Source organism: Acinetobacter sp. YWS30-1 (assembly GCF_033558715.1).
In the GTDB taxonomy this organism is placed as follows: domain Bacteria; phylum Pseudomonadota; class Gammaproteobacteria; order Pseudomonadales; family Moraxellaceae; genus Acinetobacter.
Genome location: NZ_CP114606.1, coordinates 2,547,324 through 2,573,296 on the forward strand (window position 1 = coordinate 2,547,324; position 25,973 = coordinate 2,573,296).

Genomic DNA, 25,973 nt, shown 5'->3' on the forward strand with positions numbered 1-25,973 from the left:
AATCTTCTGGCTTTTACACAAAATTTACTCAAAATAGCAAAAATATGCAATCTAGTTACATAATTTACATCAGAAACATTGTAAATCATGCATATAAATATTCATGTTCTGAGAATTGGTAAGCATTTTATGTATGACATTATTATTATCGGCGCAGGAACAGCAGGAATCAGTGCCTATAAAGAAGCTATTAAACATACCCAAAATATTTTAATTATTAATGCCGGTTCATGGGAGACTACATGTGCTCGTGTAGGCTGTATGCCGAGCAAGCTTCTAATATCTTCTGCTAACCGTATGCATGAGATAAAAAATGCAGAAACCTTGGGATTACAACATGATGCTGTAGTAAATACCTCCACCGTTATGGATCGCCTACATAAGCTTCGTGATCATTATATTCGGGCTACTTTAAAAGAAGTAGAACAATGGGATTCAACTCATAAAATATCGGGGCACGCAAAATTTACTAATGCTCAAACAGTCCAAGTAGAAGGAAAATTTTATCAAGCTAAAAGTTTTATTATTGCAGTAGGCTCTCGACCAAATTTTGATGCTACCTTAAAAGATGAATTAGGTGATAAACTCCTGACATCTGATGAAATCTTTGAGCTTTCACATTTACCTAAATCCTTAGCAGTGATTGGTAGTGGCGTCATTGCAATTGAATTGGCTCAAGCCATGCAACGTTTAGGGGTACGTACTACTATGTTTGCTCGTAGTCAGAAAATAGGTGCACTCACTAGTCCAACTCTACAAGCTTTGGTTAGAGAGCAGTTAAATAACGAACTGACTATCAAATTTAAAACTTTACCTAATCAAGTCAAACTCCTTAATGATCAGGTAAAAATTGACTATATAGAGAATGATCAAAAGCAAAGTATTGAAGTAGATTATGTACTCTCAGCCACTGGTCGTAGCTCTAATTTGGATCGATTAGATTTAGAGAAAATTAATCCTGAATTCCATGATGTTAAAAAGCTACCTATCAATAAAAAAACCAAACAATTAGAAAACTTACCCATTTTTATTGTTGGAGATGCAGCCCCTGATGTCCCAATTCAACATGAAGCTGCCCATAATGGTAAAGAAGTAGTCCAAAACTGCTTAAATTTTCCAGATGTTCAGCCTATTTCTGCCCTAACTCCTTTGGCAATCGTATTTAGCCAACCAGAAATGGCTATTATTGGACAAAGTTTCAAACAGTTAGAGGAAAAAAATTCAGAATATATTAGAGGTTTTGTATCTTATGAAAGACAGGGACGCGCGTTAATTCTTTCAGAAAATAAAGGTGGGGCTGAAGTATATATAGATAAAATGTCAGGAAAATTATTAGGTGCTGAATTATTCTGCCCTCAAGCCGAACATCTAGCACACATACTAGCCTGGATGATTGATGCAGAGCAGGATATTCATCAGATTCTGGCAAAGCCTTACTATCATCCGACTTTAGAAGAAGGGCTAAGAACAGCATTTAAACATGCTCATCGTCAGCTTGATCAACAGGAAGTAATTGACAATTCTTAAATATCTTAAAGAAGGATAGATAAAATTTAATTACTTCAAACAATATGGTGCAGCTAATAGCTCTGAAGTTTTGGCTGCACCTTGTTACTCTTTAACTCTTTTTTTAGATCATAAAGTATCAATAGAAAAATCTATAACCATGAAATCCCACGCATAAAAAAACCCCCTGCGTGAGCAGAGGGCTTTTGGAATAATGAGCTGGCGATGACTTACTCTCACATGGGAGACCCCACACTACCATCAGCGCTAAGAGGTTTCACTTCTGAGTTCGGGAAGGGATCAGGTGGTTCACTCTTGCTATGGTCGCCAGCACAACTGGTATGCTTACTCGCTATGGTCTTATCTACGTTGCTTGCGCTTCGTTTGCCTAGCTTTCTTCAAATAGAATGCATTAACAGATGTATCTGAGTCGTAGTAGTTTGTTCGATTAGCTTAACTAAATCAAGGCTTCGTCTGATCGTTAGATCAATATGAAATCAATTGATGCTTTATATACAACTGCTTGGGTGTTGTATAGTCAAGCCTCACGAGCAATTAGTATTGGTCAGCTTCATGCATCACTGCACTTCCACATCCAACCTATCAACGTCGTAGTCTTCAACGGCTCTTTAGGAGACATAAAGTCTCGGGGAAATCTTATCTTGAGGTAGGCTTCCCGCTTAGATGCTTTCAGCGGTTATCCCTTCCGAACATAGCTACCCGGCGATGCGACTGGCGTCACAACCGGTACACCAGAGGTTCGTCCACTCTGGTCCTCTCGTACTAGGAGCAGATCCTCTCAAATTTCCAGCGCCCACGGTAGATAGGGACCGAACTGTCTCACGACGTTCTAAACCCAGCTCGCGTACCTCTTTAAATGGCGAACAGCCATACCCTTGGGACCTGCTTCAGCCCCAGGATGAGATGAGCCGACATCGAGGTGCCAAACACCGCCGTCGATATGAACTCTTGGGCGGTATCAGCCTGTTATCCCCAGAGTACCTTTTATCCGTTGAGCGATGGCCCTTCCATACAGAACCACCGGATCACTAAGACCTACTTTCGTACCTGCTCGACTTGTGGGTCTCGCAGTTAAGCGCGCTTTTGCCTTTATACTCTACGCGTGATTTCCGACCACGCTGAGCGCACCTTCGTACTCCTCCGTTACTCTTTAGGAGGAGACCGCCCCAGTCAAACTACCCACCAGACATGGTCCTCGCTCCCGATCAGGGAGCAGAGTTAGAACCTCAATATTACCAGGGTGGTATTTCAAGGACGGCTCCATGGCAACTAGCGTCACCACTTCAAAGCCTCCCACCTATCCTACACAAGTAAGATCAAAGTTCAATGTCAAGCTGCAGTAAAGGTTCACGGGGTCTTTCCGTCTAGCCGCGGGTACACCGCATCTTCACGGCGAATTCGATTTCACTGAGCCTCTGCTGGAGACAGCGCCGCCATCATTATGCCATTCGTGCAGGTCGGAACTTACCCGACAAGGAATTTCGCTACCTTAGGACCGTTATAGTTACGGCCGCCGTTTACTGGGGCTTCGATCAAGAGCTTCGCTTACGCTAACCCCATCAATTAACCTTCCAGCACCGGGCAGGCATCACACCCTATACGTCCACTTTCGTGTTTGCAGAGTGCTATGTTTTTAATAAACAGTTGCAGCGGCCTGGTTTCTGAGGCTGCCAACAGCTCAAGGAGCAAGTCCTATCACCGCCGGCAGCGTACCTTCTCCCGAAGTTACGGTACCATTTTGCCTAGTTCCTTCAGCAGAGTTCTCTCAAGCGCTTTGGTCTACTCGACCTGACCACCTGTGTCGGTTTCGGGTACGATTCCAGTGTAACTGAAGCTTAGAGACTTTTCCTGGAAGTATGGTATCAGCCACTTCACCAGTAAACTGGCTTGCTATCAACTCTCAGCATAGAGTACCCCGGATTTGCCTAAGATACATGCCTACAGTCTTCCACCTGGACAACCAACGCCAGGCTGACTTAACCTTCTCCGTCCTCTCATCGCATTACACTGAAGTATTGGAATATTAACCAATTTCCCATCGACTACGCCTCTCGGCCTCGCCTTAGGGGTCGACTCACCCAGCCCCGATTAACGTTGGACTGGAACCCTTGGTCTTTCAGCGAACGGGTTTTTCACCCGTTTTGTCGTTACTCACGTCAGCATTCGCACTTCTGATACCTCCAGCATGCTTCTCAACACACCTTCATCGGCTTACAGAACGCTCCCCTACCACTTGCAATAAATTGCAAATCCGCAGCTTCGGTACATAGTTTTAGCCCCGTTACATCTTCCGCGCAGGCCGACTCGACTAGTGAGCTATTACGCTTTCTTTAAAGGGTGGCTGCTTCTAAGCCAACCTCCTAGCTGTCTATGCCTTCCCACATCGTTTCCCACTTAACTATGATTTAGGGACCTTAGCTGGCGGTCTGGATTGTTTTCCTCTTGACTACGGACGTTAGCACCCGCAGTCTGTCTCCCGGATAGTACTCATTGGTATTCGGAGTTTGCATCGGTTTGGTAAGTCGGGATGACCCCCTAGCCGAAACAGTGCTCTACCCCCAATGGTATTCGTCCGAGGCGCTACCTAAATAGCTTTCGGGGAGAACCAGCTATCACCGAGTTTGATTAGCCTTTCACCCCTATCCACAAGTCATCCCCTGGCTTTTCAACGACAGTGGGTTCGGTCCTCCAGTTAGTGTTACCCAACCTTCAACCTGCTCATGGATAGATCACCCGGTTTCGGGTCTATACCCAGCAACTAAACGCCCTATTAAGACTCGATTTCTCTACGGCTCCCCTATTCGGTTAACCTCGCTACTGAATATAAGTCGCTGACCCATTATACAAAAGGTACGCAGTCACCACACAAAGTGGCTCCCACTGCTTGTATGCATGCGGTTTCAGGATCTATTTCACTCCCCTCACAGGGGTTCTTTTCGCCTTTCCCTCACGGTACTGGTTCACTATCGGTCAGTCAGGAGTATTTAGCCTTAGAGGATGGTCCCCCTATATTCAGACAAGGTTTCACGTGCCTCGCCCTACTCGACATCATCATATCAGCCCTTTCGTGTACAGGACTATCACCCACTATGGTTGCACTTCCCAGAGCATTCCACTAAAACTGATATGACTTAATGGGCTGTTCCCCTTTCGCTCGCCGCTACTGAGGGAATCTCAATTGATTTCTTTTCCTACGGATACTGAGATGTTTCACTTCTCCGCGTTCGCCTCATAAACCTATGTATTCAGTTTATGATACCGACCTTATAGCCGGTGGGTTTCCCCATTCAGACATCTCCGGATCACAGGATATTTGCCGCCTCCCCGGAGCTTTTCGCAGGCTATCACGTCTTTCTTCGCCTCTGACTGCCAAGGCATCCACCACATGCACTTAATTACTTGACTATACAACCCCAAACAGTCGTTCATCCCTACAAGTAGGATGAGCAACAGATTATGATGATTACTCATCACTCTCATACAGTTGGCGTTTCGTAGATTTAACTACTGTACAGCTTCAATTAGATTCATATACCAAAACGCTTGATTCAGTTAATTTCGCTAGTTCTCATTCAATCACTTCAACAATCAATCTTGCGATCTCTCGTTTCCGCTCTTTCATGAGTATGAACAAATTATTTCAACTCAAATATATTCTGTTAATGATTTAATGCATCCTCGTCGGATTGCATTACTGTGATAAATCACAGAGCTTAATAACAATGCCGCGCATTATACGCCGCTTTCTTACTAAGCTCTATAAGCTATCAAACCGTTTGCTTATTACGTATTCGAACGAATACGTGGTGGAGACTAGGAGAGTCGAACTCCTGACCTCCTGCGTGCAAAGCAGGCGCTCTACCAACTAAGCTAAGTCCCCAGCTTATCATCTGTGATTCGATGTATCGTAAACTGTGTTAAGGCGAATGCTTAACTCGAGCATAGCTCTCGTCTTGCGCTCGGGCGAAACATGTTTCGCTGACCCTCGCTCATGGTGGGTCTGACAAGACTTGAACTTGTGACCCCACGCTTATCAAGCGTGTGCTCTAACCAACTGAGCTACAGACCCTCAGATACATCGTCATGAAGAACAACTTGTTGTGGATTCTTACCAATCGTCAATCTTTCGTTAAGGAGGTGATCCAGCCGCAGGTTCCCCTACGGCTACCTTGTTACGACTTCACCCCAGTCATCGGCCACACCGTGGTAAGCGTCCTCCCTAAGGTTAGACTACCTACTTCTGGTGCAACAAACTCCCATGGTGTGACGGGCGGTGTGTACAAGGCCCGGGAACGTATTCACCGCGGCATTCTGATCCGCGATTACTAGCGATTCCGACTTCACGCAGTCGAGTTGCAGACTGCGATCCGGACTACGATCGGCTTTTTGAGATTAGCATCTGCTCGCGCAGTAGCAACCCTTTGTACCGACCATTGTAGCACGTGTGTAGCCCTGGCCGTAAGGGCCATGATGACTTGACGTCGTCCCCGCCTTCCTCCAGTTTGTCACTGGCAGTATCCTTAAAGTTCCCACCCGAAGTGCTGGCAAATAAGGAAAAGGGTTGCGCTCGTTGCGGGACTTAACCCAACATCTCACGACACGAGCTGACGACAGCCATGCAGCACCTGTATCAGAGTTCCCGAAGGCACCAATCCATCTCTGGAAAGTTCTCTGTATGTCAAGGCCAGGTAAGGTTCTTCGCGTTGCATCGAATTAAACCACATGCTCCACCGCTTGTGCGGGCCCCCGTCAATTCATTTGAGTTTTAGTCTTGCGACCGTACTCCCCAGGCGGTCTACTTATCGCGTTAGCTGCGCCACTAAAGCCTCAAGGGCCCCAACGGCTAGTAGACATCGTTTACGGCATGGACTACCAGGGTATCTAATCCTGTTTGCTCCCCATGCTTTCGCACCTCAGTGTCAGTATTAGGCCAGATGGCTGCCTTCGCCATCGGTATTCCTCCAGATCTCTACGCATTTCACCGCTACACCTGGAATTCTACCATCCTCTCCCATACTCTAGCTAACCAGTATCGAATGCAATTCCCAAGTTAAGCTCGGGGATTTCACATTTGACTTAATTAGCCACCTACGCGCGCTTTACGCCCAGTAAATCCGATTAACGCTTGCACCCTCTGTATTACCGCGGCTGCTGGCACAGAGTTAGCCGGTGCTTATTCTGCGAGTAACGTCCACTTATCCCGGGTATTAACCAGGTAAGCCTCCTCCTCGCTTAAAGTGCTTTACAACCAAAAGGCCTTCTTCACACACGCGGCATGGCTGGATCAGAGTTGCCTCCATTGTCCAATATTCCCCACTGCTGCCTCCCGTAGGAGTCTGGGCCGTGTCTCAGTCCCAGTGTGGCGGATCATCCTCTCAGACCCGCTACAGATCGTCGCCTTGGTAGGCCTTTACCCCACCAACTAGCTAATCCGACTTAGGCTCATCTATTAGCGCAAGGTCCGAAGATCCCCTGCTTTCTCCCGTAGGACGTATGCGGTATTAGCGTCCCTTTCGGAACGTTGTCCCCCACTAATAGGCAGATTCCTAAGCATTACTCACCCGTCCGCCGCTAGGAATCAGGTGCAAGCACCCTATCCCCGCTCGACTTGCATGTGTTAAGCCTGCCGCCAGCGTTCAATCTGAGCCATGATCAAACTCTTCAGTTAAAATCATTTCGAACTTTATAAGTAAAGTTCTTAAACTTGGCTCATCAATTTTCTGACAAATATTTCTCAAATAAACTTCGAGTAATTTCTACCATTCAATCAATGAAAATAATTTCGATCAATCAACCAGTAAAAATCCACACAAGTTGTTCTTCATAATCTCTTAATGATCTTCTTGCTACTTCGTCAGTAGCAAGCTAGGTCGGCTATATTACTCTCTATCTCTAGAAAGTCAACCAGTAATGAAAATTATTTTCAAACTTTCTTTCTAAAACCTAACTCAACCATTTCATGCTAAGTTACTGTTTTATCAGAAGTTTTAATCTTCATCACCGCCGATGGATGTGCATTATAGACCAATCCCAAACAAGCGCAACCCCTATTTTTAAGAAAATACTTCAGTTGATTATTATTTCTACAAAAAAGCCGATTTTCCCTATTTTTTGAGCATTAAAGGTATAGGATTGGCCAATGTACTTAATAATTTCTCTTTTTTATTGTATTCCTGAAAGCGCAAGGAGCGGCAATCTATATATTCACAATAGCCCCCGTCCCCATGCTCAGTCTCGCCATTAATTCTAACTTCGTAATTAAAGCTTCCAACATAACCCGCAGCCAGACCAAATTTGAAATCTCCTCGGCTTTGTCCCTGCAACCAGATCTGTGTTCCTTTGCCATCTTCATAGCACCATTCAAACTCACGCGGCAGATACATCTTTTGCCCATTTGGAGTAGTCACACTCGGATAAACCCGATGCACCTTGAAATAGACTTTTTGATCGAACATTTGACTGGTCATATTTTTCAAGTCACGCAGATAAATTCGTGACTGCACAATGCTGTTCAGACTATCTCGAATTTGTGCCAACAATAATTGCCGTCCTTCACTCAGGTTAATAATCTGATAAGTCAGAAAGGCTAAAGGCAAATAGGGAAAATTAAAGCTTCGTGCAAATTCAAAACTACCTAAACTCTCGATAAGGTATTTCTGATCTTTATAATATAAGGTGCCCTGACAATAACAAAGCAAAGACCAATGATCAGCCAGTGCAAAGCGCATTTGGGTAAAGTGTGAAATCAGATTGGTCGTATGGATGCTGAGATCAAAGCCCAGTTCAGAATCAAAACGTTGTAAACGAAAATGTGGAAAGTCGCCGGTCAGTTTTTCACGATCTAGAAACTGAAACAGGCCATACTGAAACTTGCAATCCTTTTTGATTGAATAGCAATTTAATTGTCCCGCCATATGCGGACTGGTACTACAGATTACTGTGGCTGTATCCAGTGCATTGGTTTGAATAGCACTCGGGTTAGCCAACATCGGTGCATTAGGCTGACCAATAATACTCAGAAAATTAAGATAATGAAGGGGTGCAGGCAGATCAGGAAGCGTCAGGCCCTGATGAATAATTTTATATTTCTGGTTTGGCCCATGATAGGCAAGATTATGCTGGGAAACAGCAGGAGTCTGATTCAGCTGTTTCGAACGATCTAGAAAATCTTGAAGAAACTGCATCTCAAACTCCTTATTTTTATATTGTTATAAGGTACTCTGTCTTTTTGCCATAAAGGTTGTAAGGAAACCAGACAAGGCATAGATGACAGAGATCACGAGAATCCCTACCGGAATATTATAAGTCATCGCTGCAAAGATAAACACCGCGATCGGCAACACGAAAAACGGTACCCGTCTACGCTCTACGGTTTTAAATGAATAGTATTTGATATTAGAAATCATCAATAAGCCAACGATTACAATAATTGCAGCATTAATGATTTGTACAGTAAAATCACGAATATCAAACACAGCCGGGAAGTCCAATCCTACCCAGACCAGTGAAATAATAATGACGGCTGCTAATGGACTCGCAACGCCAATAAAGTAGCGTTTGTCCACTACGCCAATCTGAACGTTAAAGCGGGCTAGACGGAAAGCTGCACAAGCCGTATAGACAAAACAAGCCGCCAGACCGATACGGCCTAAATCACTTAATCCCCAGCTATACATCAAAATAGCCGGTGCCACCCCAAATGCCAGCATATCGGATAGTGAGTCAAACTGCTCACCAAACGGACTTTGTGCACCAATAGCGCGCGCCACACGGCCATCCAGACCATCGAATAAGGCCGCCAGGAAAATCGCATAAATGGCTTGCTGGAATTCGCCATTCATACTGGCAATAATCGAGTAAAAGCCTGATAACAACGCAGCGGTTGTAATCAGGTTAGGCCACAGATAGATACCTCGACGCTTAACTCTTTGCCCTTCCTGGGTATGCTCTACCTCTTCCACCTCGAAGGTGATGCCATCAAATGGCAAATCTTTCGAGGATTCGTGTTCCGGCTTATTTGTACTTGTCATTCTTGTCGATCCTAACTATGACCCGATCTTTAAAATATTATTCGCCTACTAACCAACGAACTGCTGCATGACCGCCATTTTCCTGCATACGCAAATGCGGGAATAACCATTGCAGCGCTTCGTCTGCATCTTCAGAGAACTTCCAAGGTGGGTTAATCACCAGTAAACCACAACCATTTAAACCCACTGGTGTATCATCTGGCCATACACAGATTTCACATACCAACTGACGGCGAATCCCGGTCTTGAACATTTTCTTCTCGAAACGTTCAATCATGGCACGGTCTTTAATTGGGTACCAAACTGCAAATACGCCTGTCGGCCATTTTTTATAAGCAGCAACCAGTAATTCAACCAGCTGTGGGAAGTCTTTACGCTCCAGCTCATACGGCGGATCGATCATCACCAGACCACGTTTTTCTTTCGGTGGAATGACTGCGAGCAAGCCTTCATACGCATCACGCTCATGCAAACCGGCGCGTTTGTCAAAAATGTTATGACGTAACTGCTGGAACACATCACGCTGCATTTCAAAAATGGTGGCCTTGTCAATTTCACGCATGCCTTCCAGTGCAAACCAAGGTGAACCCGGATATGCACCTTTACCAAAGTTTTCACGCATTTTCTCAACAATTTTTAAATATTGTTGTACGCCTTCTGGCGCATTACGCTTGACCGAATCATCCAGCTTGATCAGACGATGAATACCGTTCAGGAATTCCCCTGACTTTTGCGCTTCAGAGGTGGATAAATCATATTTACCTGCACCACCATGTGTATCTACATAGCGATATGGTTTATCTTTTGCATTGAGTCGAGTCAATAATTGAAGCAACAATACATGCTTCATGACATCGGCAAAGTTGCCAGCATGGTAATGGTGACGGTAATTCATGTTTCATTAATTCCTAATATCAACCGCTATTTTAACATGAAAAATAGTTTCGTTCAGACCCGATTCTTACATAGAATAGCGCGACCCCAATTTACCCTTCTAGGTGAGTTTCTATGGAAGCAGTTCAACTCCCGGCAACCTGGCCAGTTGATCAGATTATTGATGATCTAGATCAGCATGGTTTTAGCATGATTGACAATGCTTATGCCCCCTCCTATGTTGAACAGCTGATTGCTGAATGTACCAGCAATCTGGAACGCTTTCGTGATGCAGCCATTCAGAATGGCGTAGTTAGCAATATCCGCAGTGATCACATTCTCTGGCTCAATGAAGATCTGGAAATTTCTAACCAGCATGTGCAAACCTTACAGGCTTTAGGTCATGAGCTGAACCGCGCTTTCTTCCTCGGCATTAAAGATGTGGAAGCCCATTTTGCCTGCTATAACGCGGGCGAGTTCTATGCCCTGCATCGCGATAATCCCCAAGGTAAAAATGGCCGGATGATTTCTGCGGTTTATTATCTGCATGATGATTGGCAAGATAACTGGGGCGGCGAACTACATCTGCAGGATAAAAATGATCAATGGCATATTATCCAGCCTAAACCAAACCGTATTGCCTTCTTCCAAAGTGATTTAATGCATGAAGTTTTAAAAGCCAAACATCAACGTTTATCAATCACCGCCTGGTTAAGAAGTGATACCTGTTTGCTCTAATCCTTTTTCCACGCTTTAAATTTCAATTTTCAGCCTCATATAGCAATCATTGAGATATAAGGACTGCGTTCATGCGACCAACCCCCAAAGAGATCATTGCACGCATTGGTGAAACAGATCAGCTGTTTTTAAATGGCAATACGCCTGAGCTGGCGCTTGAACGGGCGGATCTTCGTCTGCAATTGGTGACTATTAGCCAGTTACGTCAAGAGCAGGTGCATTTCCTACAAGAAGCGATTGTTCTGCTGGAGCAGAGCCGGATTGAATTTGAAGAAATGCCACTGGATTTGTATATCAATCTGTCTTTACACCTGGCCAAAGCCTATATGATCTACTTTGAGCTGACCAAAGAAGATCATTATGCGCTTATTACCCAGCAGATTCTAAAACCAATGACCAATTATGAGCATGCGGATATTTATTTCTTCCTGGCTTATGCATCTGCCAGTAAGAAAGAGCCTGCCATGACTCGTCACTGGCTAAATAAATACAGTAAAACGGCCCATTTTGACCATGAACTGGTAGGCCAGCATCCGGCATTTGATGAATATCGTCAACTGGAATGGTTTATCCAGATTCTGCGTAGCCGTATGCATTAAAACAACGAAATCTGTTCCTATAAAAATGCCTCACATTGATGAGGCATTTTTTATGAATTAATTTGATTTACTCAAGCCAAACGGCGTCGATCTGCATCCAGATGCAATTGCTGATTCAGTTCATCAATCCAGATTGCCCAGTCATCATCCTGTACCAGATGACTAATCAACAGCGAACGCTGCGCTTTATTCCAGAACGGTGCTTCATGCAATGACATATGGGCAGGTAGCTGATGAGTACGTATATAAAGCTCAATTGCCGCCGGGCTGTTAGCGAGGCCGAGTTGAGAAAATAACAGTTCTAAGGATGGTTGGTTCTTCCCGAGCATATGCCCTCCTTATATCAGATATATTGTAGTTGTTTATAGGACTAACTTATAAGATAAGACAAAAAAAACCTAGTCAAAGGACTAGGTTTTGTTGTGTCTTTTTGTATAAAGAAACTTTAATTGCTTTCAGGGCCTTCTTTATCACTTTCGACATGTAAAAGCTGGTTCAGTTTATCAATGATTACGATCCATTCATCATCCTGATGCCAGTGTTCGCGAAGAAAAGCGCTTTGCCCCTCATTCCAGAAATCTGCATCCGGCAAAATCACGTCTGATGGTAGCTGATGATTTTTGGTAAATTCATCAATTGATGCTTCATCAGCAGGCAAGCCTAATTGCTCAAATAATAATTCTAAAGTCACTTGCTGTTCTAATACCATTCGCTCACTCCATCATAAAAATAATCAGTTCATTGATTTGAAAATATTATTGACGCTTAGAAGAAGGCAGATCACAAGAACCACTGCCCTCTGCCTCAATATGCAATTGCTCATTGAGTACATCTACGAAAATTGCCCAATCATCATCTTCTTTCCAGTGGCCAATCAGAAAATCATGCTGGTTTTTGGTCCAGAAAGGAGCTTTATGTAAGGGGACGTCCATCCCAATCTGATGGGTTTTGATAAATTCATCGATTGCTTCCGGGCTTGAATCCAAGCCGAGTTGCTCAAAAAAAAGTTCCATGGTAGGTCGCTGCTCTAACATCTCAGTACCTCCTCTTTTGTTGATGATTCTTCTTATTAAACTAGATGAGCCACTCGCAAAGTTCAGTTGTCCCTCCTTCACAAGATGTTATTTTTTGTTCTTTAAATTTTTTAGAAATAGCAATAAAAAAGCACCCCAAATGGAGTGCTTTTTTTAATTTAATCTTAAAAGATTAAATTATTTGATCATGTCAGCAACTGCAGCGCGCTCTTCTTCAAGCTCGTTCAGTGTAACGTTGATACGTTCACGGCTGAATTCGTCGATTTCAAGACCTTGAACGATTTTGTATTCACCGTTTTCAGTAGTTACAGGGAAACCGAACATTACACCTTCAGGAATACCATAAGAACCGTCAGAAGGAATACCCATAGTTACCCATTTGCCGTTTGTGCCAAGAGCCCAATCGCGCATATGGTCGATTGCAGCGTTCGCAGCAGAAGCAGCAGAAGACAGACCACGTGCTTCGATGATCGCAGCACCACGTTTACCAACAGTTGGAAGGAATACGTCTTTGTTCCAAGCTGCATCGTTGATTTTGTCTTTCAAGCTTTCGCCGTTTACGTTCGCAAAACGGTAGTCAGCATACATTGTTGGAGAGTGGTTACCCCAAACAGTCATGTTTTCGATGTCAGAAACTGCAACACCCGCTTTTTGAGCAAGTTGAGTTAACGCACGGTTGTGGTCAAGACGCAACATTGCTGTGAAGTTTTTCGCTGGAAGATCTGGAGCAGATTTCATTGCGATGTAAGCGTTAGTGTTAGCAGGGTTACCTACAACAAGAACTTTAACATCACGGCTAGCAACTTCGTTCAGTGCTTGGCCTTGACCAATGAAGATTTCGCCATTTACTTTAAGCAGGTCAGCACGTTCCATACCAGGACCACGTGGACGTGAACCAACTAATAGAGCATAGTCTGCATCTTTGAAAGCTACTTTAGGATCATCAGTACCGATCATGCCCGCCAATAATGGGAAAGCACAGTCGTCTAGTTCCATCATTACGCCTTTAAGCGCTTGCTGAGCTTTCTCAACAGGAATTTCTAATAATTGAAGAATAACTGGTTGGTCTTTACCAAGCATTTCACCGCTTGCGATACGGAATAATAGGCTGTAACCAATTTGACCAGCAGCGCCAGTAACGGCAACGCGAACAGGTTGCTTCATGTAATTATCTCCAATTGAGAGGATCGTCATAATGATTAAATAGCTGTTCTATCTAATCTTAATAATCATAAACGGCAAAGATTGTACTCCAATCCTCTTCGAGATGCATGTAAAAGAGAATGGATTTCAACAAAAGTATGATAGGAAATATAAATTAATTTGGCTAAAAAGCTTAGTATGTCCCTTTTATTGTGACAGTTTTTGGGCATGTATTAATAATGTTTGCGGGACAGCCTTTATAGCCGCCATTGGCGTTGTAGCAGACCTGAATCGAGGTCAGCAGGCTGGACGCACGGGTCTGATGGCAGTTAAAGCGCAATGCTGTTGAAGGCAGTTGCGGATTGATTTTCAGAAATTTGGAACGCAGCATATCAATGGAAACGGTATGACTTTCCTGCTCGGTGAGTTCTTCAGGAACTTTCAGACGATCAGCATGATTGATCACCGTACGAAAATACTGCGTGGCATTCATCGGAATACAACCGCCAATATTATGCCAGAGCAATGCGCGGGTATTTTCATCCGGCATGATACGGGCCACCACTTTAGCCTGCAAAGGCGGTAACTTCGCAGAACTGGTAGTAGTGCAACGTGTTGATGTGGTTTGAGGATAGAGACCAGAAATATTTAGGGAATAACCTTCAAGACATTTTCTTTTTTTACTGTAGGCCGGATCCAGACTGCAAAGTGCCGGTACCATCTGGATGTCCATGACATAACCCGTTGGCAGTGCAAAGGCAGCTGGACTTGCTGCTAAAAATAAAAGCGCAGCCCATCCAGCAGAAATTTGAGCACCCCTTATTCCCTTGATCAACAAACTATCCTTCCCTTAGATTTTTTGAATGCTATGGTGTATTACGTAACGGAATGGCTTGCATACGCTTACCGACCGATTGTGCGCCCTGTCCCAATAAAATACCGTAATATGTCGCGTTCGTCATGACATGTTTCACATAATCTCGCGTTTCCAGTAAAGGAATGGTTTCGGTATATTGATCCGCAGCAATACTTTGGAATTCGGGTTGCCAACGGCGGGCACGGTTCGGGCCGGCATTATAACCTGCTGTTGCCAGTACTGGACTATTGCTCAATTGACGCTGAATTGTTGATAAATAGTAAGTTCCGTAACGGATATTGGTGTTCATATCGGTTAAGGCTGCCGGGTTATAGGTCTCACCCATTTGACGAGCGACCAGTTTGGCGGTGTCCGGCATGATTTGCATCAAACCACCAGCGCCTACATGAGAGCGTGCGCCGGTATTAAACCGGCTTTCCTGACGCATCAAACCATAAGCCCAGGCAGCATCAATGCCGGCATTACGGCTATGACTCACGACATAATTCTGATGTGGCATCGGATAACGATAATTGTAATTATGCTTGTCCGCCGTACGATCCGCTGCATAAATGGCACGGTCATACCAGCCCATATCCATCGCGCGTTTAGCTGCTGCCAACAGTAAATCGTCATCTTTTCTTAAATAAGCCTGTCGAACTGCCCAGTTCCATTCACGGTTAATATAATTCTCTGGCGCATTAATACTACGCAAGACAAAGGCACGGCGGAAATGAATATCCTGATTCAGACGTTGCATGGCCTGACTGGATGGCTGTGCCGAGTTCGGTGTAGAAGCCGTTAACTGACCTAATCTATCCCGTGCTAGCAGGTTATGATAATCCTCGCCGACTGCCAGTTTTTTATAGATACTTTCTGCTGCCTGTTTTGAAGCGCGATCTGTGCGCTGTTCACTGGCACGTGCCAGCCAGTATTGCCAGCGGTCTTCCTGTTTCTGGTTCACGCTCATGGCATCAATGGCACGAATCAGACTTTCCCAGGCACTAAAACGAATCGCCTGACGGGCATAAATTTCGGCTTCTTCCGGACTAAATGGCAAACCATAACTGGCATCCAGATAGTTCAGCACTTCACGGTTGAAGTTATTTTTCATTACCGTAGTGCCGCCGATATAACCCACAGTTCTGAATAGTGTTTTTTGTACTTGTACCGGTGTGCCTTCAGCAGTACGTTTTACAATGGACATTGCTGAATCAAGATCGCTATCTGCCAGACGCCCCAACGCATAAATCAGATAGGCATGATCAGCGGCAGTACTTTTAGGGGCTGACCATAAATAATTGGTTGGATTGGCCTGAATCGTATTGAGCTGAGCCAGAGACAGGTTAAGCCCTAAACCTTGTGCAGTGGCAATAGCCTGTCCAGACTGACCAGCACGTAATTGCACCCACAAACGCTGCTGGCGGTCTTCATTGGTCATAAGCGGACTGGATAACATCATGCGTCCCAAGCCTGTACAAGACTCAGGTTGAGAATTGGTGGTTAGCCAAACATCCTTAAACTCAGCATAAACCAGCTGATCGCCACTTTTGGCACGGACTTGTGCAACTGCACAGGCTTCAGCCGGATCGGCATTGGTAACATATTGCAGTACAGGTTGTGCAGTGGCAAAGTCAGCCATTTTGACTTTTTCTTCGACATAATCGGCTGCGAGTTTTTCTGCCATAGCCGACTGAGGATAACGTTGGGCGAAACTGATAATTTGACTGGCAGGTTGTGAGCCAAGATTCTGGTTCAGAATCCAGTATTCAGGATAATAGCCCAAGGCATCATTTTGCATGGCAGACTGATATTGTTGTAATTGTCCGACATTTCCAGCATTTGCCGCGCGTAAGGCATCATTAAATTGTTCTTCTGCTGCTTGCGCACTCATTGAACAGAGACACGCCACACTCAAGCTTAGTAATTTATAATATTTCTTCATATTTTTAGTGTGTTTAAACATCAATTTGCCTTCTATCATCGAGTTTTCGCCCAGCCCCTGTTGCCTATCATAAGAGTTAGCCGGAAAATTATAACCCACTGTATTGTTCACTTATGTAACCTTATGATTAGACAATATTAATTTTCAGACACTTTTTGTCCATAAATCAATATTTTCCCAGCCGCATTTTAGGCTATAAGTTTAAGCGACTTTCCTGCTAAAATATGCGCCTTTTAAAGATTTCAGAACGTGAATTGAATTTTTATTTACCCGTTTGCCTATGCAAACAGGTTATTCGTTCACTCTTTCGACGTATTACCTTGTAGGAGCCTACATGACGGTTCAAACCTTCATTCCGAATGGTGCCCCAGCTGCCTCAGAAAACACTGTCACCCAGCCAGCGCACACCCCAGCCATCGATGGTTCAGTTAAAAAACTGTATATCGAAACGCAAGGGTGTCAGATGAATGAGTATGACAGTCACCGTATGGCAGATCTGCTGGGCGATTCCCATGGCTATGTGCTAACCACCGATCCTAAAGAAGCGGATATTCTGCTGATGAATACCTGCTCGATCCGTGAAAAGGCACAAGAAAAAGTATTCTCAGAATTGGGCCGCTGGCGCAAGCTGAAAGAAAAAAATCCTGACCTGATTATTGGTGTCGGCGGATGTGTGGCCTCTCAGGAAGGTGACAATATCCAGAAACGTGCCAATTATGTGGACATGATTTTTGGTCCGCAAACCTTGCACCGTTTACCGCAAATGCTGGACCAGCATTTTGAGCAGGTCGAAAAACCGAAAAAAGAAAAAATTAAACTGGTCGATATTTCGTTCCCGGACATCGAAAAATTTGACTTCCTGCCTGAACCGCGTGTTGAAGGTTATAAGGCCTTTGTTTCGATCATGGAAGGCTGCTCAAAATACTGTTCATTCTGTGTAGTTCCATATACACGTGGCGAAGAAGTATCTCGCCCGCTGGATGACGTTCTGGCTGAAATTGCTGGCTTAGCAGAAAAAGGTGTGCGTGAAATTTCCCTGCTCGGTCAGAACGTGAATGGTTATCGCGGTGAGACCTTTGACGGAAAAATCTGTACTTTTGCCGATCTGTTACGTTTGGTTGCAGAAATTCCAGGTATTGGCCGTATTCGTTATACCACTTCGCATCCACTGGAATTCAATGATGATTTGATCCAGTGCTACCGTGACCTGCCACAGATGGTGTCACATCTGCATTTACCGGTACAAAGCGGTTCCAATGATGTATTGCAGGCGATGAAACGTAACCACACCATTGATGTGTATATCGAGAAAATCGAAAAGTTACGTAAAGTTCGTCCAGACATGCATTTATCTTCAGACTTTATTATCGGCTTCCCGGGCGAAACCGATGAGAACTTCGAAGAAACCTATCAGTTTATTCAGGATCTGGATTTCGACCATTCTTATAGTTTTGTTTATTCCAAACGTCCGGGCACCCCTGCCGCAGAGCTGGAAGATACGACACCTGAACAGGTGAAAAAAGAACGCTTGGCCAAAGTTCAGGACTGGATTAAACAGTCCAGTATTCGTAAAACAGATGCCATGCTCGGTACAGTCCAACGCGTACTGGTTGAGAAAGTTTCTGATAAAGATCCAAACGTTCTGGTCGGTACAGCAGACAACACCCGTTATGTCACCTTTATTGGCGATGCATCGTGGGTAGGACGTTTTGCAGAGATCGAAATTACCGAAATTAAAACTTTAAATTTAGTTTACGGTGAGCTCTTGAATCTTGAGCCTGACGTGGCGTAATGTAGAGCATATAACGTACACTTCTAAAAGGAACACTCTTGACTGCAACGATTCGACGTACAGTAGCTTTTCCTGGAATTTCGATGGACCATTTACAAGCCGTCTTAGGTGCCTATAACGGTCATTTGAAACAAATTGAACAACGTTTAGACGTCAAAATTTCCCACCGAGGTGAAAGTTTCTTTATCGATGGTGGAATCGATGCCGTTGAGAGAGCCGAAATGCTCTTGCAACGTCTTCATGAAGAATCTGAACATAGCCAGCAGATCAGTGCAGATACTTTGCATATGATGATTCAAGGTAGCCAGACCGATCGTGAACTCCAGGAGAACCTGGAAGGACAGGAACATACCGGTCTGGACAATGTCTGGCTGCAAACGCGCAAAGGCCGGATCAATCCTCGCGGTGCCAACCAGAAACGTTATGTACAGCGTATTCTGCAAAGTGATATTTCCTTTGGTATTGGTCCTGCGGGTACTGGTAAAACCTATCTCGCCGTTGCAGCCGCTGTAGATATGCTGGAGCGTAATGAAATCCAGCGTATCCTACTGGTTCGTCCTGCAGTTGAAGCAGGTGAAAAACTCGGCTTCCTGCCGGGGGATTTAACCCAGAAGATCGACCCGTATTTGCGTCCCCTTTATGATGCCCTGTATGAAATGCTCGGCTTTGAAAAAGTGGCCAAGCTGATCGAACGTCAGATTATTGAAGTTGCACCGCTCGCCTATATGCGTGGTCGCACCCTGAATCATTCTTTTGTGATTCTGGATGAAGCCCAGAACACCACACCTGAACAGATGAAGATGTTCCTGACCCGTTTAGGGTTTGGTTCACGTGCAGTGATTACTGGTGATGTGACTCAGGTGGATTTACCACGTGGTCAGCAGTCGGGTCTGGCACATGCCTTACGTGTGATTGATAAAATTCCTGAGATTCATATTACCCGTTTCCATTCTCGTGACGTCGTGCGTCACCAGCTGGTTCAGAAAATTGTTGAAGCCTACGAAGGCTGGGACAGTGAACAGCAGCGTTTAAGCGCTGAGGCTCGTGCTGAGCGTAAAGCCCGTCAGGAAGCCTTGATAGCCGAGAATGATGCTGCGGCTGATGCACAGCATTAACGCTGCATTGTTATTTAATTTTTAAGGATTCACGTTGAAACTTAGTCTCTCCCTGCAACAGGACTTTCAGTCACCAGAACTGGTGCTGAAACGTGCCTATATTAAAAAAGTTGTAGAAACCACTTTGCGCCATATCGGCACCCAAAGTGATTGTGAAATTGGCATTGCCTGTGTCGATAATGACGAAAGTCATAAACTCAATCTGGAATATCGCGGCAAGGATAAACCGACCAATGTCCTGTCTTTTCCAAGCGAACTTCCAGATGAAATGGCACAGGTTCTGGATGCTTTCCCGATCGGTGATCTGGTGATTTGTATTCCAGTAGTGCTGCGTGAAGCTGCTGAACAGGACAAAGCTCCACTGATCCATTTCACCCATATGCTGGTACATGGCACTTTACATCTGATGGGTTATGACCATGAAACTTCAGAGGAAGATGCTGAAGAAATGGAAAGCATTGAGATCGAGATTCTGGACAAACTGGGTATTGCTAATCCCTATCTGGAAAGAGATTAAAATTCAACAATTAAAAAGCGGGCCAAGGCTCGCTTTTTTCATTTTATTCACTTCATAATAAGCTCAATTTAAGAAATAAAATAAAAACCTTCATGAAATATGTCGTGATTTTCAAAGCGCAAATTAAAGAATTAGATCAGTGTTATTTTGAAACAGCCCAGCGAATGAGAGAAAGAGCCCTTTCACAATTTCAGTGCCAACATTTTGAAGCCTTGACCGAAGGTACTCAAGAAATTGCACTTTCTTACTGGAACAGTTTGCATGATATTCGCGCTTGGCATGCAGATGCTGAACATCAGGCCGCTCAAGAGCTAGGGAAAAATAGCTGGTATACATATTTCAGCGTGGAAGTCTGTGAAGTTTTACGGCGCTATGATGCACATTTAAATTAAATACTCATCGATCCTTATTTATTTTTTCTTGATCTGTTCTTAGATACAGAGTTTTAAAAAATATCTGCTTACGCATTCATGATTTCTTCCAGAAATCCATAAGCACATAATGCACTTTAACGAAGAACTGTGCTTCAAAAATTTTAGGAGAACGTAATGAAAAGATTTTTCTCGACTGCATTACTTATTTTCTCTCCCTGACTGTGTTCACCACTTTATGCCCACTCAATTCCTATGTGCCCAAAAATTAAATTTCAACAGAACCAAAGCTCATGGTCAGGCCATTATTATTTAAACGGAGTTATGGAATTAGGTTCGGAGTTGCTGTTACAAGCAGATGGTACCTTTAAATGGTATCTGACCTATAGTGCTCTGGATCAATTTGCTGAAGGAACATGGTGGCAAAATAAAGAGTGTATTGGCTTAAAAGCAGATCCAAAGTACCAGGACTTGATGATATTTCCCAAATATCTAGCCATAGATGAAAACCATTTAAATGTGGTCTGGGACGATGGAACTCAGCAAGGTAGTTATATACAGGCGAAGCACCCGGATTAACGCACCTCAAACTCCGCTTCAGCCGGATCAAAACGCCAGGTTCGAATGATTCGTAACTCGGAAATATCCGACATCTTGGCATCAAATGCTCCGAACGGTGCCGCCTTGCGTACTGAAGATTTTGCAGCTTCATCTAGCAAGCTATGCCCTGAACTGTCAATTAAGCGAATTGCACGGATTCCGCCGTTCTGGTTCAAGATCACCATCAAGCGTACCTCTCCTGCCAGATTCTGCTGTTTGGCCGCGTCTGGATAATAGCGGTTACCATAGAACTCCACTTTCTGACGGAATTTTTCCAGATAAGCCGCAGAGACATCCTGTTTAGACTGGATACCATCTACGGTTTTAATTTTTTGCTGACGACTGAAGTTTTGTTGTCGTTGCAGATATTGGGCTTCAAGACTGGCTACCATAGCGGCTTTGGCCTGAAACTGACTTTGTAACTGTTCCTGCATTTTTTTGCGCTGATTTTCTTCCGCCTGTTTTTGCCAGCTTAAAGTCGTCATCAGTACTTTTTCTTCAAAGCTTAATTCGCGCTGCTGTTGCAACATGTCCGGACTTTCTTGCTGCTCTTCTCCGGTCTTTTGCTCCATCAACGGTGCAGGCATATCGCTCGACATACGATGTGCTTCACGAAATTTACCTGAACCTTGCTGATCAGTTTGAGCCAGAAAATCTGCTTGCTCAATTTTTTCATCAGTTTGACGAATACTGACCGCAATCTCTTTAGTCATGCTCTCCTGATCTTGTGGCATACCAAATTCCAGCGTGAGAAAAATCACGTGCAAAATAACAGCTGCAAATACGGCGCTATTAAAAATTGGATCTTTCCACCAGGCTTTGACCAGAGGCATTAATATCATGGTTGATCTCATCGCTACGAACCCAGACTTGAGTCCATCCCCCAAACAGCATTTTTAAAATTAAAAAATAAACGGCTTTGCATTTTTCTTTTAAAAATGCCAAACCCATCAAATCTTCAACGTTAGATAACTAAAACCCTAAAAATGGTGCTATTTATTTTGCTAAACTGCAAGCTGAAACTCTTGTATTTTTTATACAATTCGACAAGATACACTTCGAATTAAAACATATAGTTGCCAGGACGCTTAAAGATGCAAACGCTAATTTCCAATATTTCTAATAAAATTCGCCAGGCGTATCAAAAGGCGGAAGGATTTATTGAGGATGAACGCGAATTCCCTTTGTCTCAAGTTTTCCTGAATGCGACATTTCAACGTTTTGTCACTGACAATGTTTCCATGCTGAAAGATCTGCATGCCGATCTGCATGATGACTGGTTACGACTCTATGCCACGCTGGACTATAAAGGTCTGAACGTGACCTTATCGGTTGATTTAAAACTGGTGCAAATGGAGCTGAATAAGAATACGCAGCTCATCGTATTTGAACAGATCAGTGATACCCGGTTGATCGAAGCCAAATACCCAAATGTTTTTTATAAACTAGGGGTACGATTTGCCCTGTTTTTCTATCAGCGCGTGCTGAATAAGGACCCTCTTGGCATGATTCTGGAAAAACTGGGCGTCATTAAAGTAAAAGATGATTTATTGCATCTGGATTTAAACCGCTGGTTAGGTAAAAACCGCTCGGTGATTGAGACGCTTGGTAAGGTTCATGTGAACCATGCAGTACTTCGTGAAGCTGAGCTCGTCGTAATTGGTAATGTGAATCTTGCAGCCCTGTTCAGAAAGCTTTCTCAGGAAAAAGAAGAGAAATGGGACGAAGACGACATGGATGACAATAAAGTCACACCGATCAAACAGAAAGAACCGACTTAAACTGTGTGTAATTCAATAACTAAACAAACTCACCAGTAACTACATGAAATATACATTTTTATTGAAAATCTCCCTTCATTTTCCACATTTTGACCAAATAATAAAAAGTGGAAAGTGATCAATTTTATCTGAAATTACACAGGACAATTCTTTATGGCGAAAACTGTATTCAAAACTTTAGGGGTGACTGCAGGCTTGACTACCGCAATGGTACTTACTGGTTTATCCACCCAGACCTTCGCCATGGCGCCTTTCCAAGCCAATTATCAGTTTAGCTACAATGGAAAAAATATGGGTTCTGCTACCCGTACCTTGAGCAAATCTGGTAATAACTGGACCTATGTTTTTGCAGCCAAAGCAGGTGGCGTTGCTTCAGCGACTGAAACCAGCCGTTTTACTTTCAATAATGGCAAGATTGGTTCAAGCAGTTTCAGCCGTACCAGCAAGATTCTGGTGCATAGCAACACCATGAGTATTAACTTTAATCCTTCTAGCAAAACGATCAGTACCAAGAAAGATGATGAAAAACGTTCTTTTGCCTGGAGAGCAGATGTACTGGATGAGCTAAATGCTGAATTGCAGATTCGTGAAGACCTGAAAAATGGTGGTTTAAAATCGAATTACTACATTGCTGATGCCAAAGAAGTGGAAGGCCGTAAATTCGTCAAACAAGGTACAGAAACGGTGAGCACCAAATATGGTTCATTTAGTACCATTAAAGTAGTGATTAAACACAACAAACCAGGCCGTGAAACTACTTTCTGGTTAGCACCGAAACTGGACTACTTACCAGTCAAAGTATCGCATGTCGACAAGAAAACCTCTTACGGTTTATTGCTGACCAGCTATAACGGTAAAACGAACTAAGGTTTTTTGGTGAATTTCGCTTGATTTTTTTTGGGTGCTTTTTACAATACGCTTTTGCTTTAAAAAGCACCTGCTCTTGAGGATTCTCCCGTGCACGCACTAGAACAGAAAATCTTAGCCGAAGGTATCGTTCTATCTGAAGAAGTTTTGAAAGTTGATTCTTTCTTAAATCACCAAATTGATCCAATCATGATGCAGCAAATTGGTCAGGAATTTGCGCGTCTATTTAAAGATGCTGGTATTACCAAAATTATTACCATTGAAGCGTCCGGTATTGCACCTGCAGTCATGGCAGGCTTAGAGCTTGGTGTTCCAGTAATCTTTGCACGTAAATACCAGTCTCTCACTTTAAAAGATGATTTATACCGTTCTAAAGTATTTTCATTTACCAAACAGACTGAAAGCACGATTGCCATTTCAAATAAACATATTAGTTCATCTGACAAGGTTTTAGTGATTGATGACTTCCTGGCAAATGGTCAGGCAGCACTGGGTCTTGCTGACTTGATTCATCAGGCGAATGCTGAAGTGGTAGGGATCGGGATTGTGATTGAAAAATCATTCCAGCCAGGCCGTGACCTGTTACTTGAAAAAGGTTACCGCGTTGAATCATTAGCGCGTGTGAAATCCTTGGCAAATGGTACTGTCGAATTTGTTCGCGATTAAGTTTACAAATGAATATTTGAAAGGGTGCTTCGGCACTCTTTTTTATTGGATTTTTTAATTTCGGTTAGCTAAGAATAAATATAATCTACCTTAGATGCATCACCCTTTAGACACAGAAATGCCCGCCTAAAACCCATAAAAAAGTGCATTGATACCTTAGCCCTACATATTACTCGCCTCATCCAGCAAAAAATTATAAAAAGTAGAAAATGCATGTATTTACAACTCAGCTAAACTTCTCTGAATAAAATTCCACTAGAATCAAATTGGTATGAAATGTTCCTGACTTCAATATTCAGAACCTACATACTGTTGAGCCGGATGTGCTGAATAATTACTTGTCTAAGTAAGGTTCCATATCACACATTTGCTTAAAATGAATAAATACTAATCGCTGATGGAAAATCCTATGCAATGTCCTAAATGTGGTTCAACGGAAATTGAGCTACGCGATCACGAAAAGAATCTGAAAAAAATTGGTGGTATTTTAATGACCTCAGCTGGTGCCACTGCCGGTACAGTAGGTGGTGCAGCCTCTGGTGCTTCAATTGGTGCTGCCATTGGAACAGTCGCAGGTCCTTTAGGGGTAATTGTAGGCGGCACAGTTGGAACCTTCGTAGGCGCAATCAGCGTAGGCATTACTGGTGGCGTGGTCGGAAACTTCTTAGGTAAAAAAGCAGGTGTTTCTGTAGATCGCAATCTGTTTCTGGATTATCAGTGTCTGAATTGCAAACATAGATTCAGTCAAAAAGATCAAAAAGATCAAAAAGATCAAAAAGATCAAAAAGATCAAAAAGAAGATTAGTAAAATCAAGGAAATGAAGCTGATTCTTCATTTCCTTTTTAATTAACTTATTAAGCTTGATTGAGTTTTAAAGCAACCTCGGCCAGACGTTTACCCTGTACTTCACACAAAATTTTCTCATCCTGGCTTAAACCTTGATCATGTCGTGGGCCACTCACATGACTTGCGCCATAAGGCGTACCACCACTTTTAGTATTGGACAGCGCTGGTGTCGCATTGCTTAATCCCATGATCATCATGCCATGATGAAACAATGGCGGTAGCATCGTCAGTAAAGTACTTTCCTGTCCGCCATGCATTGAGCCTGACGCGGTAAAAACACAGGCTGGCTTACCATGCAAAGCACCATTCAGCCATAAACTGGTGGTCTGATCCCAGAAGTATTTCATTTCTGAAGCCATATTCCCAAAGCGGGTGGGTGAACCTAATGCCAAAGCAGCACACTGGGCAAGATCATCTAAAGTACAGTAGATATCACCTTCTGCCGGAATACTCGGCTCTGCTTCTTTCACTACGGTCGCAATATTTGGAACAGTACGAATTTTTACAGCCATTCCTGCTGCTTCAACACCATTCGCAATCAGATGCGCCATTTCTTTGGTTGAGCCATATTTGCTGTAATATAAAACAAGGACATAAGGTTGCATAAAGTTCTTATTCATTACTTAAAAAAATAAAACTATACGGTATTTCGCAACTTTTTTGGGTAAGCTG

Annotated in this window: 23 protein-coding genes, 2 tRNA genes and 3 rRNA genes; 12 read left to right on the forward strand and 16 right to left on the reverse strand. The window is 43.6% G+C overall.

Annotated features, from left to right (window positions below; all coding sequences use genetic code 11):
- Window positions 1-129 precede the first annotated feature (129 nt).
- A complete protein-coding gene (locus O4M77_RS12005) occupies window positions 130-1,527 on the forward strand; it encodes a dihydrolipoyl dehydrogenase (RefSeq protein WP_159123099.1) in 1,398 nt (465 codons plus the stop codon).
- Window positions 1,528-1,723: 196 nt separating this feature from the next.
- Here the strand turns inward: O4M77_RS12005 and rrf are convergent.
- The 8 genes from rrf to O4M77_RS12045 all read right to left on the reverse strand — a co-directional run bounded on the left by rrf (window position 1,724) and on the right by O4M77_RS12045 (window position 10,452).
- Window positions 1,724-1,838 (reverse strand): 5S ribosomal RNA (gene rrf, locus O4M77_RS12010).
- Between the two features lie 202 nt (window positions 1,839-2,040).
- Window positions 2,041-4,932 (reverse strand): 23S ribosomal RNA (locus O4M77_RS12015).
- A 399-nt stretch (window positions 4,933-5,331) separates the two neighbouring features.
- Window positions 5,332-5,407: transfer RNA gene (locus O4M77_RS12020), tRNA-Ala, on the reverse strand.
- A gap of 112 nt (window positions 5,408-5,519) precedes the next feature.
- Window positions 5,520-5,596, reverse strand: a tRNA-Ile gene (locus tag O4M77_RS12025).
- A gap of 61 nt (window positions 5,597-5,657) precedes the next feature.
- A 16S ribosomal RNA gene (locus O4M77_RS12030) occupies window positions 5,658-7,195 on the reverse strand.
- The 16S, 23S and 5S rRNA genes sit together here with 2 tRNA genes alongside, the layout of an rRNA operon.
- A gap of 436 nt (window positions 7,196-7,631) precedes the next feature.
- Window positions 7,632-8,711, reverse strand: a complete 1,080-nt coding sequence (locus O4M77_RS12035; protein WP_323713511.1) for a DUF6670 family protein — start codon at window positions 8,709-8,711, stop codon at window positions 7,632-7,634.
- A 24-nt stretch (window positions 8,712-8,735) separates the two neighbouring features.
- Entirely contained in the window at window positions 8,736-9,557 is an 822-nt protein-coding gene (gene pssA / locus O4M77_RS12040) for a CDP-diacylglycerol--serine O-phosphatidyltransferase (RefSeq protein ID WP_005233819.1), read from the reverse strand.
- A 37-nt stretch (window positions 9,558-9,594) separates the two neighbouring features.
- The gene (locus O4M77_RS12045; RefSeq protein ID WP_004786802.1) at window positions 9,595-10,452 is read right to left on the reverse strand and encodes a 23S rRNA (adenine(2030)-N(6))-methyltransferase RlmJ; all 858 of its coding nucleotides are present in this window, start codon (window positions 10,450-10,452) and stop codon (window positions 9,595-9,597) included.
- 113 nt (window positions 10,453-10,565) lie between these two features.
- Here O4M77_RS12045 and O4M77_RS12050 point away from each other — a divergent pair, with 113 nt between their 5' ends.
- Together O4M77_RS12050 and O4M77_RS12055 are read left to right on the forward strand one after the other, a co-directional pair.
- On the forward strand, window positions 10,566-11,168 hold the full coding sequence (locus tag O4M77_RS12050) for a 2OG-Fe(II) oxygenase (RefSeq protein ID WP_159122608.1): 603 nt from the start codon (window positions 10,566-10,568) through the stop codon (window positions 11,166-11,168).
- A gap of 71 nt (window positions 11,169-11,239) precedes the next feature.
- Window positions 11,240-11,767, forward strand: a complete 528-nt coding sequence (locus O4M77_RS12055) for a hypothetical protein (RefSeq protein WP_159122609.1) — start codon at window positions 11,240-11,242, stop codon at window positions 11,765-11,767.
- Window positions 11,768-11,838: 71 nt separating this feature from the next.
- Here O4M77_RS12055 and O4M77_RS12060 read toward each other — a convergent pair whose 3' ends face one another.
- The 6 genes from O4M77_RS12060 to O4M77_RS12085 all read right to left on the reverse strand — a co-directional run bounded on the left by O4M77_RS12060 (window position 11,839) and on the right by O4M77_RS12085 (window position 16,745).
- Window positions 11,839-12,096 carry a DUF2789 family protein gene (locus O4M77_RS12060; RefSeq protein ID WP_104425715.1) on the reverse strand — a complete coding sequence of 86 codons (258 nt, stop codon included), beginning with the start codon at window positions 12,094-12,096 and terminating at the stop codon, window positions 11,839-11,841.
- Window positions 12,097-12,212: 116 nt separating this feature from the next.
- On the reverse strand, window positions 12,213-12,476 hold the full coding sequence (locus O4M77_RS12065; RefSeq protein WP_005233812.1) for a DUF2789 family protein: 264 nt from the start codon (window positions 12,474-12,476) through the stop codon (window positions 12,213-12,215).
- A 46-nt stretch (window positions 12,477-12,522) separates the two neighbouring features.
- Entirely contained in the window at window positions 12,523-12,801 is a 279-nt protein-coding gene (locus O4M77_RS12070) for a DUF2789 family protein (RefSeq protein WP_004786814.1), read from the reverse strand.
- A 177-nt stretch (window positions 12,802-12,978) separates the two neighbouring features.
- The gene (locus tag O4M77_RS12075) at window positions 12,979-13,965 is read right to left on the reverse strand and encodes a malate dehydrogenase (RefSeq protein ID WP_004786815.1); all 987 of its coding nucleotides are present in this window, start codon (window positions 13,963-13,965) and stop codon (window positions 12,979-12,981) included.
- Between the two features lie 172 nt (window positions 13,966-14,137).
- Entirely contained in the window at window positions 14,138-14,776 is a 639-nt protein-coding gene (locus O4M77_RS12080) for a ribonuclease I (protein ID WP_284880299.1), read from the reverse strand.
- Window positions 14,777-14,810: 34 nt separating this feature from the next.
- Window positions 14,811-16,745, reverse strand: a complete 1,935-nt coding sequence (locus tag O4M77_RS12085; protein ID WP_373685632.1) for a lytic transglycosylase domain-containing protein — start codon at window positions 16,743-16,745, stop codon at window positions 14,811-14,813.
- A gap of 334 nt (window positions 16,746-17,079) precedes the next feature.
- On the opposite strand from O4M77_RS12085, the gene miaB reads away from it, so the two are divergent.
- The 5 genes from miaB to O4M77_RS12110 all read left to right on the forward strand — a co-directional run bounded on the left by miaB (window position 17,080) and on the right by O4M77_RS12110 (window position 21,119).
- Window positions 17,080-18,537: a tRNA (N6-isopentenyl adenosine(37)-C2)-methylthiotransferase MiaB gene (gene miaB / locus O4M77_RS12090; RefSeq protein WP_004786821.1), complete on the forward strand. Its 1,458-nt coding sequence runs from the start codon at window positions 17,080-17,082 to the stop codon at window positions 18,535-18,537.
- Between the two features lie 38 nt (window positions 18,538-18,575).
- Window positions 18,576-19,652, forward strand: a complete 1,077-nt coding sequence (locus O4M77_RS12095) for a PhoH family protein (RefSeq protein WP_034171614.1) — start codon at window positions 18,576-18,578, stop codon at window positions 19,650-19,652.
- 34 nt (window positions 19,653-19,686) lie between these two features.
- A complete protein-coding gene (gene ybeY / locus O4M77_RS12100) occupies window positions 19,687-20,169 on the forward strand; it encodes an rRNA maturation RNase YbeY (protein ID WP_159122610.1) in 483 nt (160 codons plus the stop codon).
- A 92-nt stretch (window positions 20,170-20,261) separates the two neighbouring features.
- The gene (locus O4M77_RS12105) at window positions 20,262-20,561 is read left to right on the forward strand and encodes an antibiotic biosynthesis monooxygenase family protein (RefSeq protein ID WP_125279719.1); all 300 of its coding nucleotides are present in this window, start codon (window positions 20,262-20,264) and stop codon (window positions 20,559-20,561) included.
- 201 nt (window positions 20,562-20,762) lie between these two features.
- Window positions 20,763-21,119, forward strand: coding sequence for a hypothetical protein (locus tag O4M77_RS12110; RefSeq protein ID WP_252720815.1), 357 nt, complete (start codon window positions 20,763-20,765; stop codon window positions 21,117-21,119).
- Here O4M77_RS12110 and O4M77_RS12115 read toward each other — a convergent pair.
- The gene (locus O4M77_RS12115; protein WP_171505547.1) at window positions 21,116-21,973 is read right to left on the reverse strand and encodes an energy transducer TonB; all 858 of its coding nucleotides are present in this window, start codon (window positions 21,971-21,973) and stop codon (window positions 21,116-21,118) included. The two genes, O4M77_RS12110 and O4M77_RS12115, sit on opposite strands and share 4 nt — an antisense overlap.
- Window positions 21,974-22,234: 261 nt before the next feature.
- Between O4M77_RS12115 and O4M77_RS12120 the strand changes: the two genes are divergently transcribed.
- The 4 genes from O4M77_RS12120 to O4M77_RS12135 all read left to right on the forward strand — a co-directional run bounded on the left by O4M77_RS12120 (window position 22,235) and on the right by O4M77_RS12135 (window position 25,259).
- Entirely contained in the window at window positions 22,235-22,921 is a 687-nt protein-coding gene (locus O4M77_RS12120) for a hypothetical protein (RefSeq protein WP_159122612.1), read from the forward strand.
- Between the two features lie 207 nt (window positions 22,922-23,128).
- Window positions 23,129-23,788, forward strand: a complete 660-nt coding sequence (locus tag O4M77_RS12125; RefSeq protein ID WP_373683638.1) for a DUF3108 domain-containing protein — start codon at window positions 23,129-23,131, stop codon at window positions 23,786-23,788.
- A gap of 90 nt (window positions 23,789-23,878) precedes the next feature.
- Window positions 23,879-24,454: a xanthine phosphoribosyltransferase gene (locus O4M77_RS12130; protein ID WP_004786836.1), complete on the forward strand. Its 576-nt coding sequence runs from the start codon at window positions 23,879-23,881 to the stop codon at window positions 24,452-24,454.
- A gap of 397 nt (window positions 24,455-24,851) precedes the next feature.
- Window positions 24,852-25,259 (forward strand): hypothetical protein, encoded by a 408-nt coding sequence (locus O4M77_RS12135; RefSeq protein ID WP_171069954.1) that lies wholly within the window; start codon window positions 24,852-24,854, stop codon window positions 25,257-25,259.
- A 50-nt stretch (window positions 25,260-25,309) separates the two neighbouring features.
- Here the strand turns inward: O4M77_RS12135 and wrbA are convergent, their stop codons facing one another.
- The gene (gene wrbA, locus O4M77_RS12140) at window positions 25,310-25,906 is read right to left on the reverse strand and encodes an NAD(P)H:quinone oxidoreductase (RefSeq protein ID WP_159122613.1); all 597 of its coding nucleotides are present in this window, start codon (window positions 25,904-25,906) and stop codon (window positions 25,310-25,312) included.
- Window positions 25,907-25,973 lie beyond the last annotated feature (67 nt).

What these genes read in the sequence shown, in the direction of transcription:
- O4M77_RS12135 (WP_171069954.1), top strand. Translation starts at nt 24,852, where the DNA reads ATGGAAAATCCTATGCAATGTCCTAAATGTGGTTCAACGGAAATTGAG.
- O4M77_RS12120 (WP_159122612.1), top strand. Translation starts at nt 22,235, where the DNA reads ATGCAAACGCTAATTTCCAATATTTCTAATAAAATTCGCCAGGCGTAT.
- wrbA (WP_159122613.1), bottom strand. Translation starts at nt 25,906, where the DNA reads ATGCAACCTTATGTCCTTGTTTTATATTACAGCAAATATGGCTCAACC.
- O4M77_RS12060 (WP_104425715.1), bottom strand. Translation starts at nt 12,096, where the DNA reads ATGCTCGGGAAGAACCAACCATCCTTAGAACTGTTATTTTCTCAACTC.
- O4M77_RS12035 (WP_323713511.1), bottom strand. Translation starts at nt 8,711, where the DNA reads ATGCAGTTTCTTCAAGATTTTCTAGATCGTTCGAAACAGCTGAATCAG.
- O4M77_RS12125 (WP_373683638.1), top strand. Translation starts at nt 23,129, where the DNA reads ATGGTACTTACTGGTTTATCCACCCAGACCTTCGCCATGGCGCCTTTC.
- O4M77_RS12085 (WP_373685632.1), bottom strand. Translation starts at nt 16,745, where the DNA reads ATGAAGAAATATTATAAATTACTAAGCTTGAGTGTGGCGTGTCTCTGT.
- pssA (WP_005233819.1), bottom strand. Translation starts at nt 9,557, where the DNA reads ATGACAAGTACAAATAAGCCGGAACACGAATCCTCGAAAGATTTGCCA.
- O4M77_RS12065 (WP_005233812.1), bottom strand. Translation starts at nt 12,476, where the DNA reads ATGGTATTAGAACAGCAAGTGACTTTAGAATTATTATTTGAGCAATTA.
- O4M77_RS12045 (WP_004786802.1), bottom strand. Translation starts at nt 10,452, where the DNA reads ATGAATTACCGTCACCATTACCATGCTGGCAACTTTGCCGATGTCATG.
- miaB (WP_004786821.1), top strand. Translation starts at nt 17,080, where the DNA reads ATGACGGTTCAAACCTTCATTCCGAATGGTGCCCCAGCTGCCTCAGAA.
- O4M77_RS12050 (WP_159122608.1), top strand. Translation starts at nt 10,566, where the DNA reads ATGGAAGCAGTTCAACTCCCGGCAACCTGGCCAGTTGATCAGATTATT.
- O4M77_RS12105 (WP_125279719.1), top strand. Translation starts at nt 20,262, where the DNA reads ATGAAATATGTCGTGATTTTCAAAGCGCAAATTAAAGAATTAGATCAG.
- O4M77_RS12115 (WP_171505547.1), bottom strand. Translation starts at nt 21,973, where the DNA reads ATGCCTCTGGTCAAAGCCTGGTGGAAAGATCCAATTTTTAATAGCGCC.
- O4M77_RS12070 (WP_004786814.1), bottom strand. Translation starts at nt 12,801, where the DNA reads ATGTTAGAGCAGCGACCTACCATGGAACTTTTTTTTGAGCAACTCGGC.
- O4M77_RS12055 (WP_159122609.1), top strand. Translation starts at nt 11,240, where the DNA reads ATGCGACCAACCCCCAAAGAGATCATTGCACGCATTGGTGAAACAGAT.
- O4M77_RS12005 (WP_159123099.1), top strand. Translation starts at nt 130, where the DNA reads ATGTATGACATTATTATTATCGGCGCAGGAACAGCAGGAATCAGTGCC.
- O4M77_RS12075 (WP_004786815.1), bottom strand. Translation starts at nt 13,965, where the DNA reads ATGAAGCAACCTGTTCGCGTTGCCGTTACTGGCGCTGCTGGTCAAATT.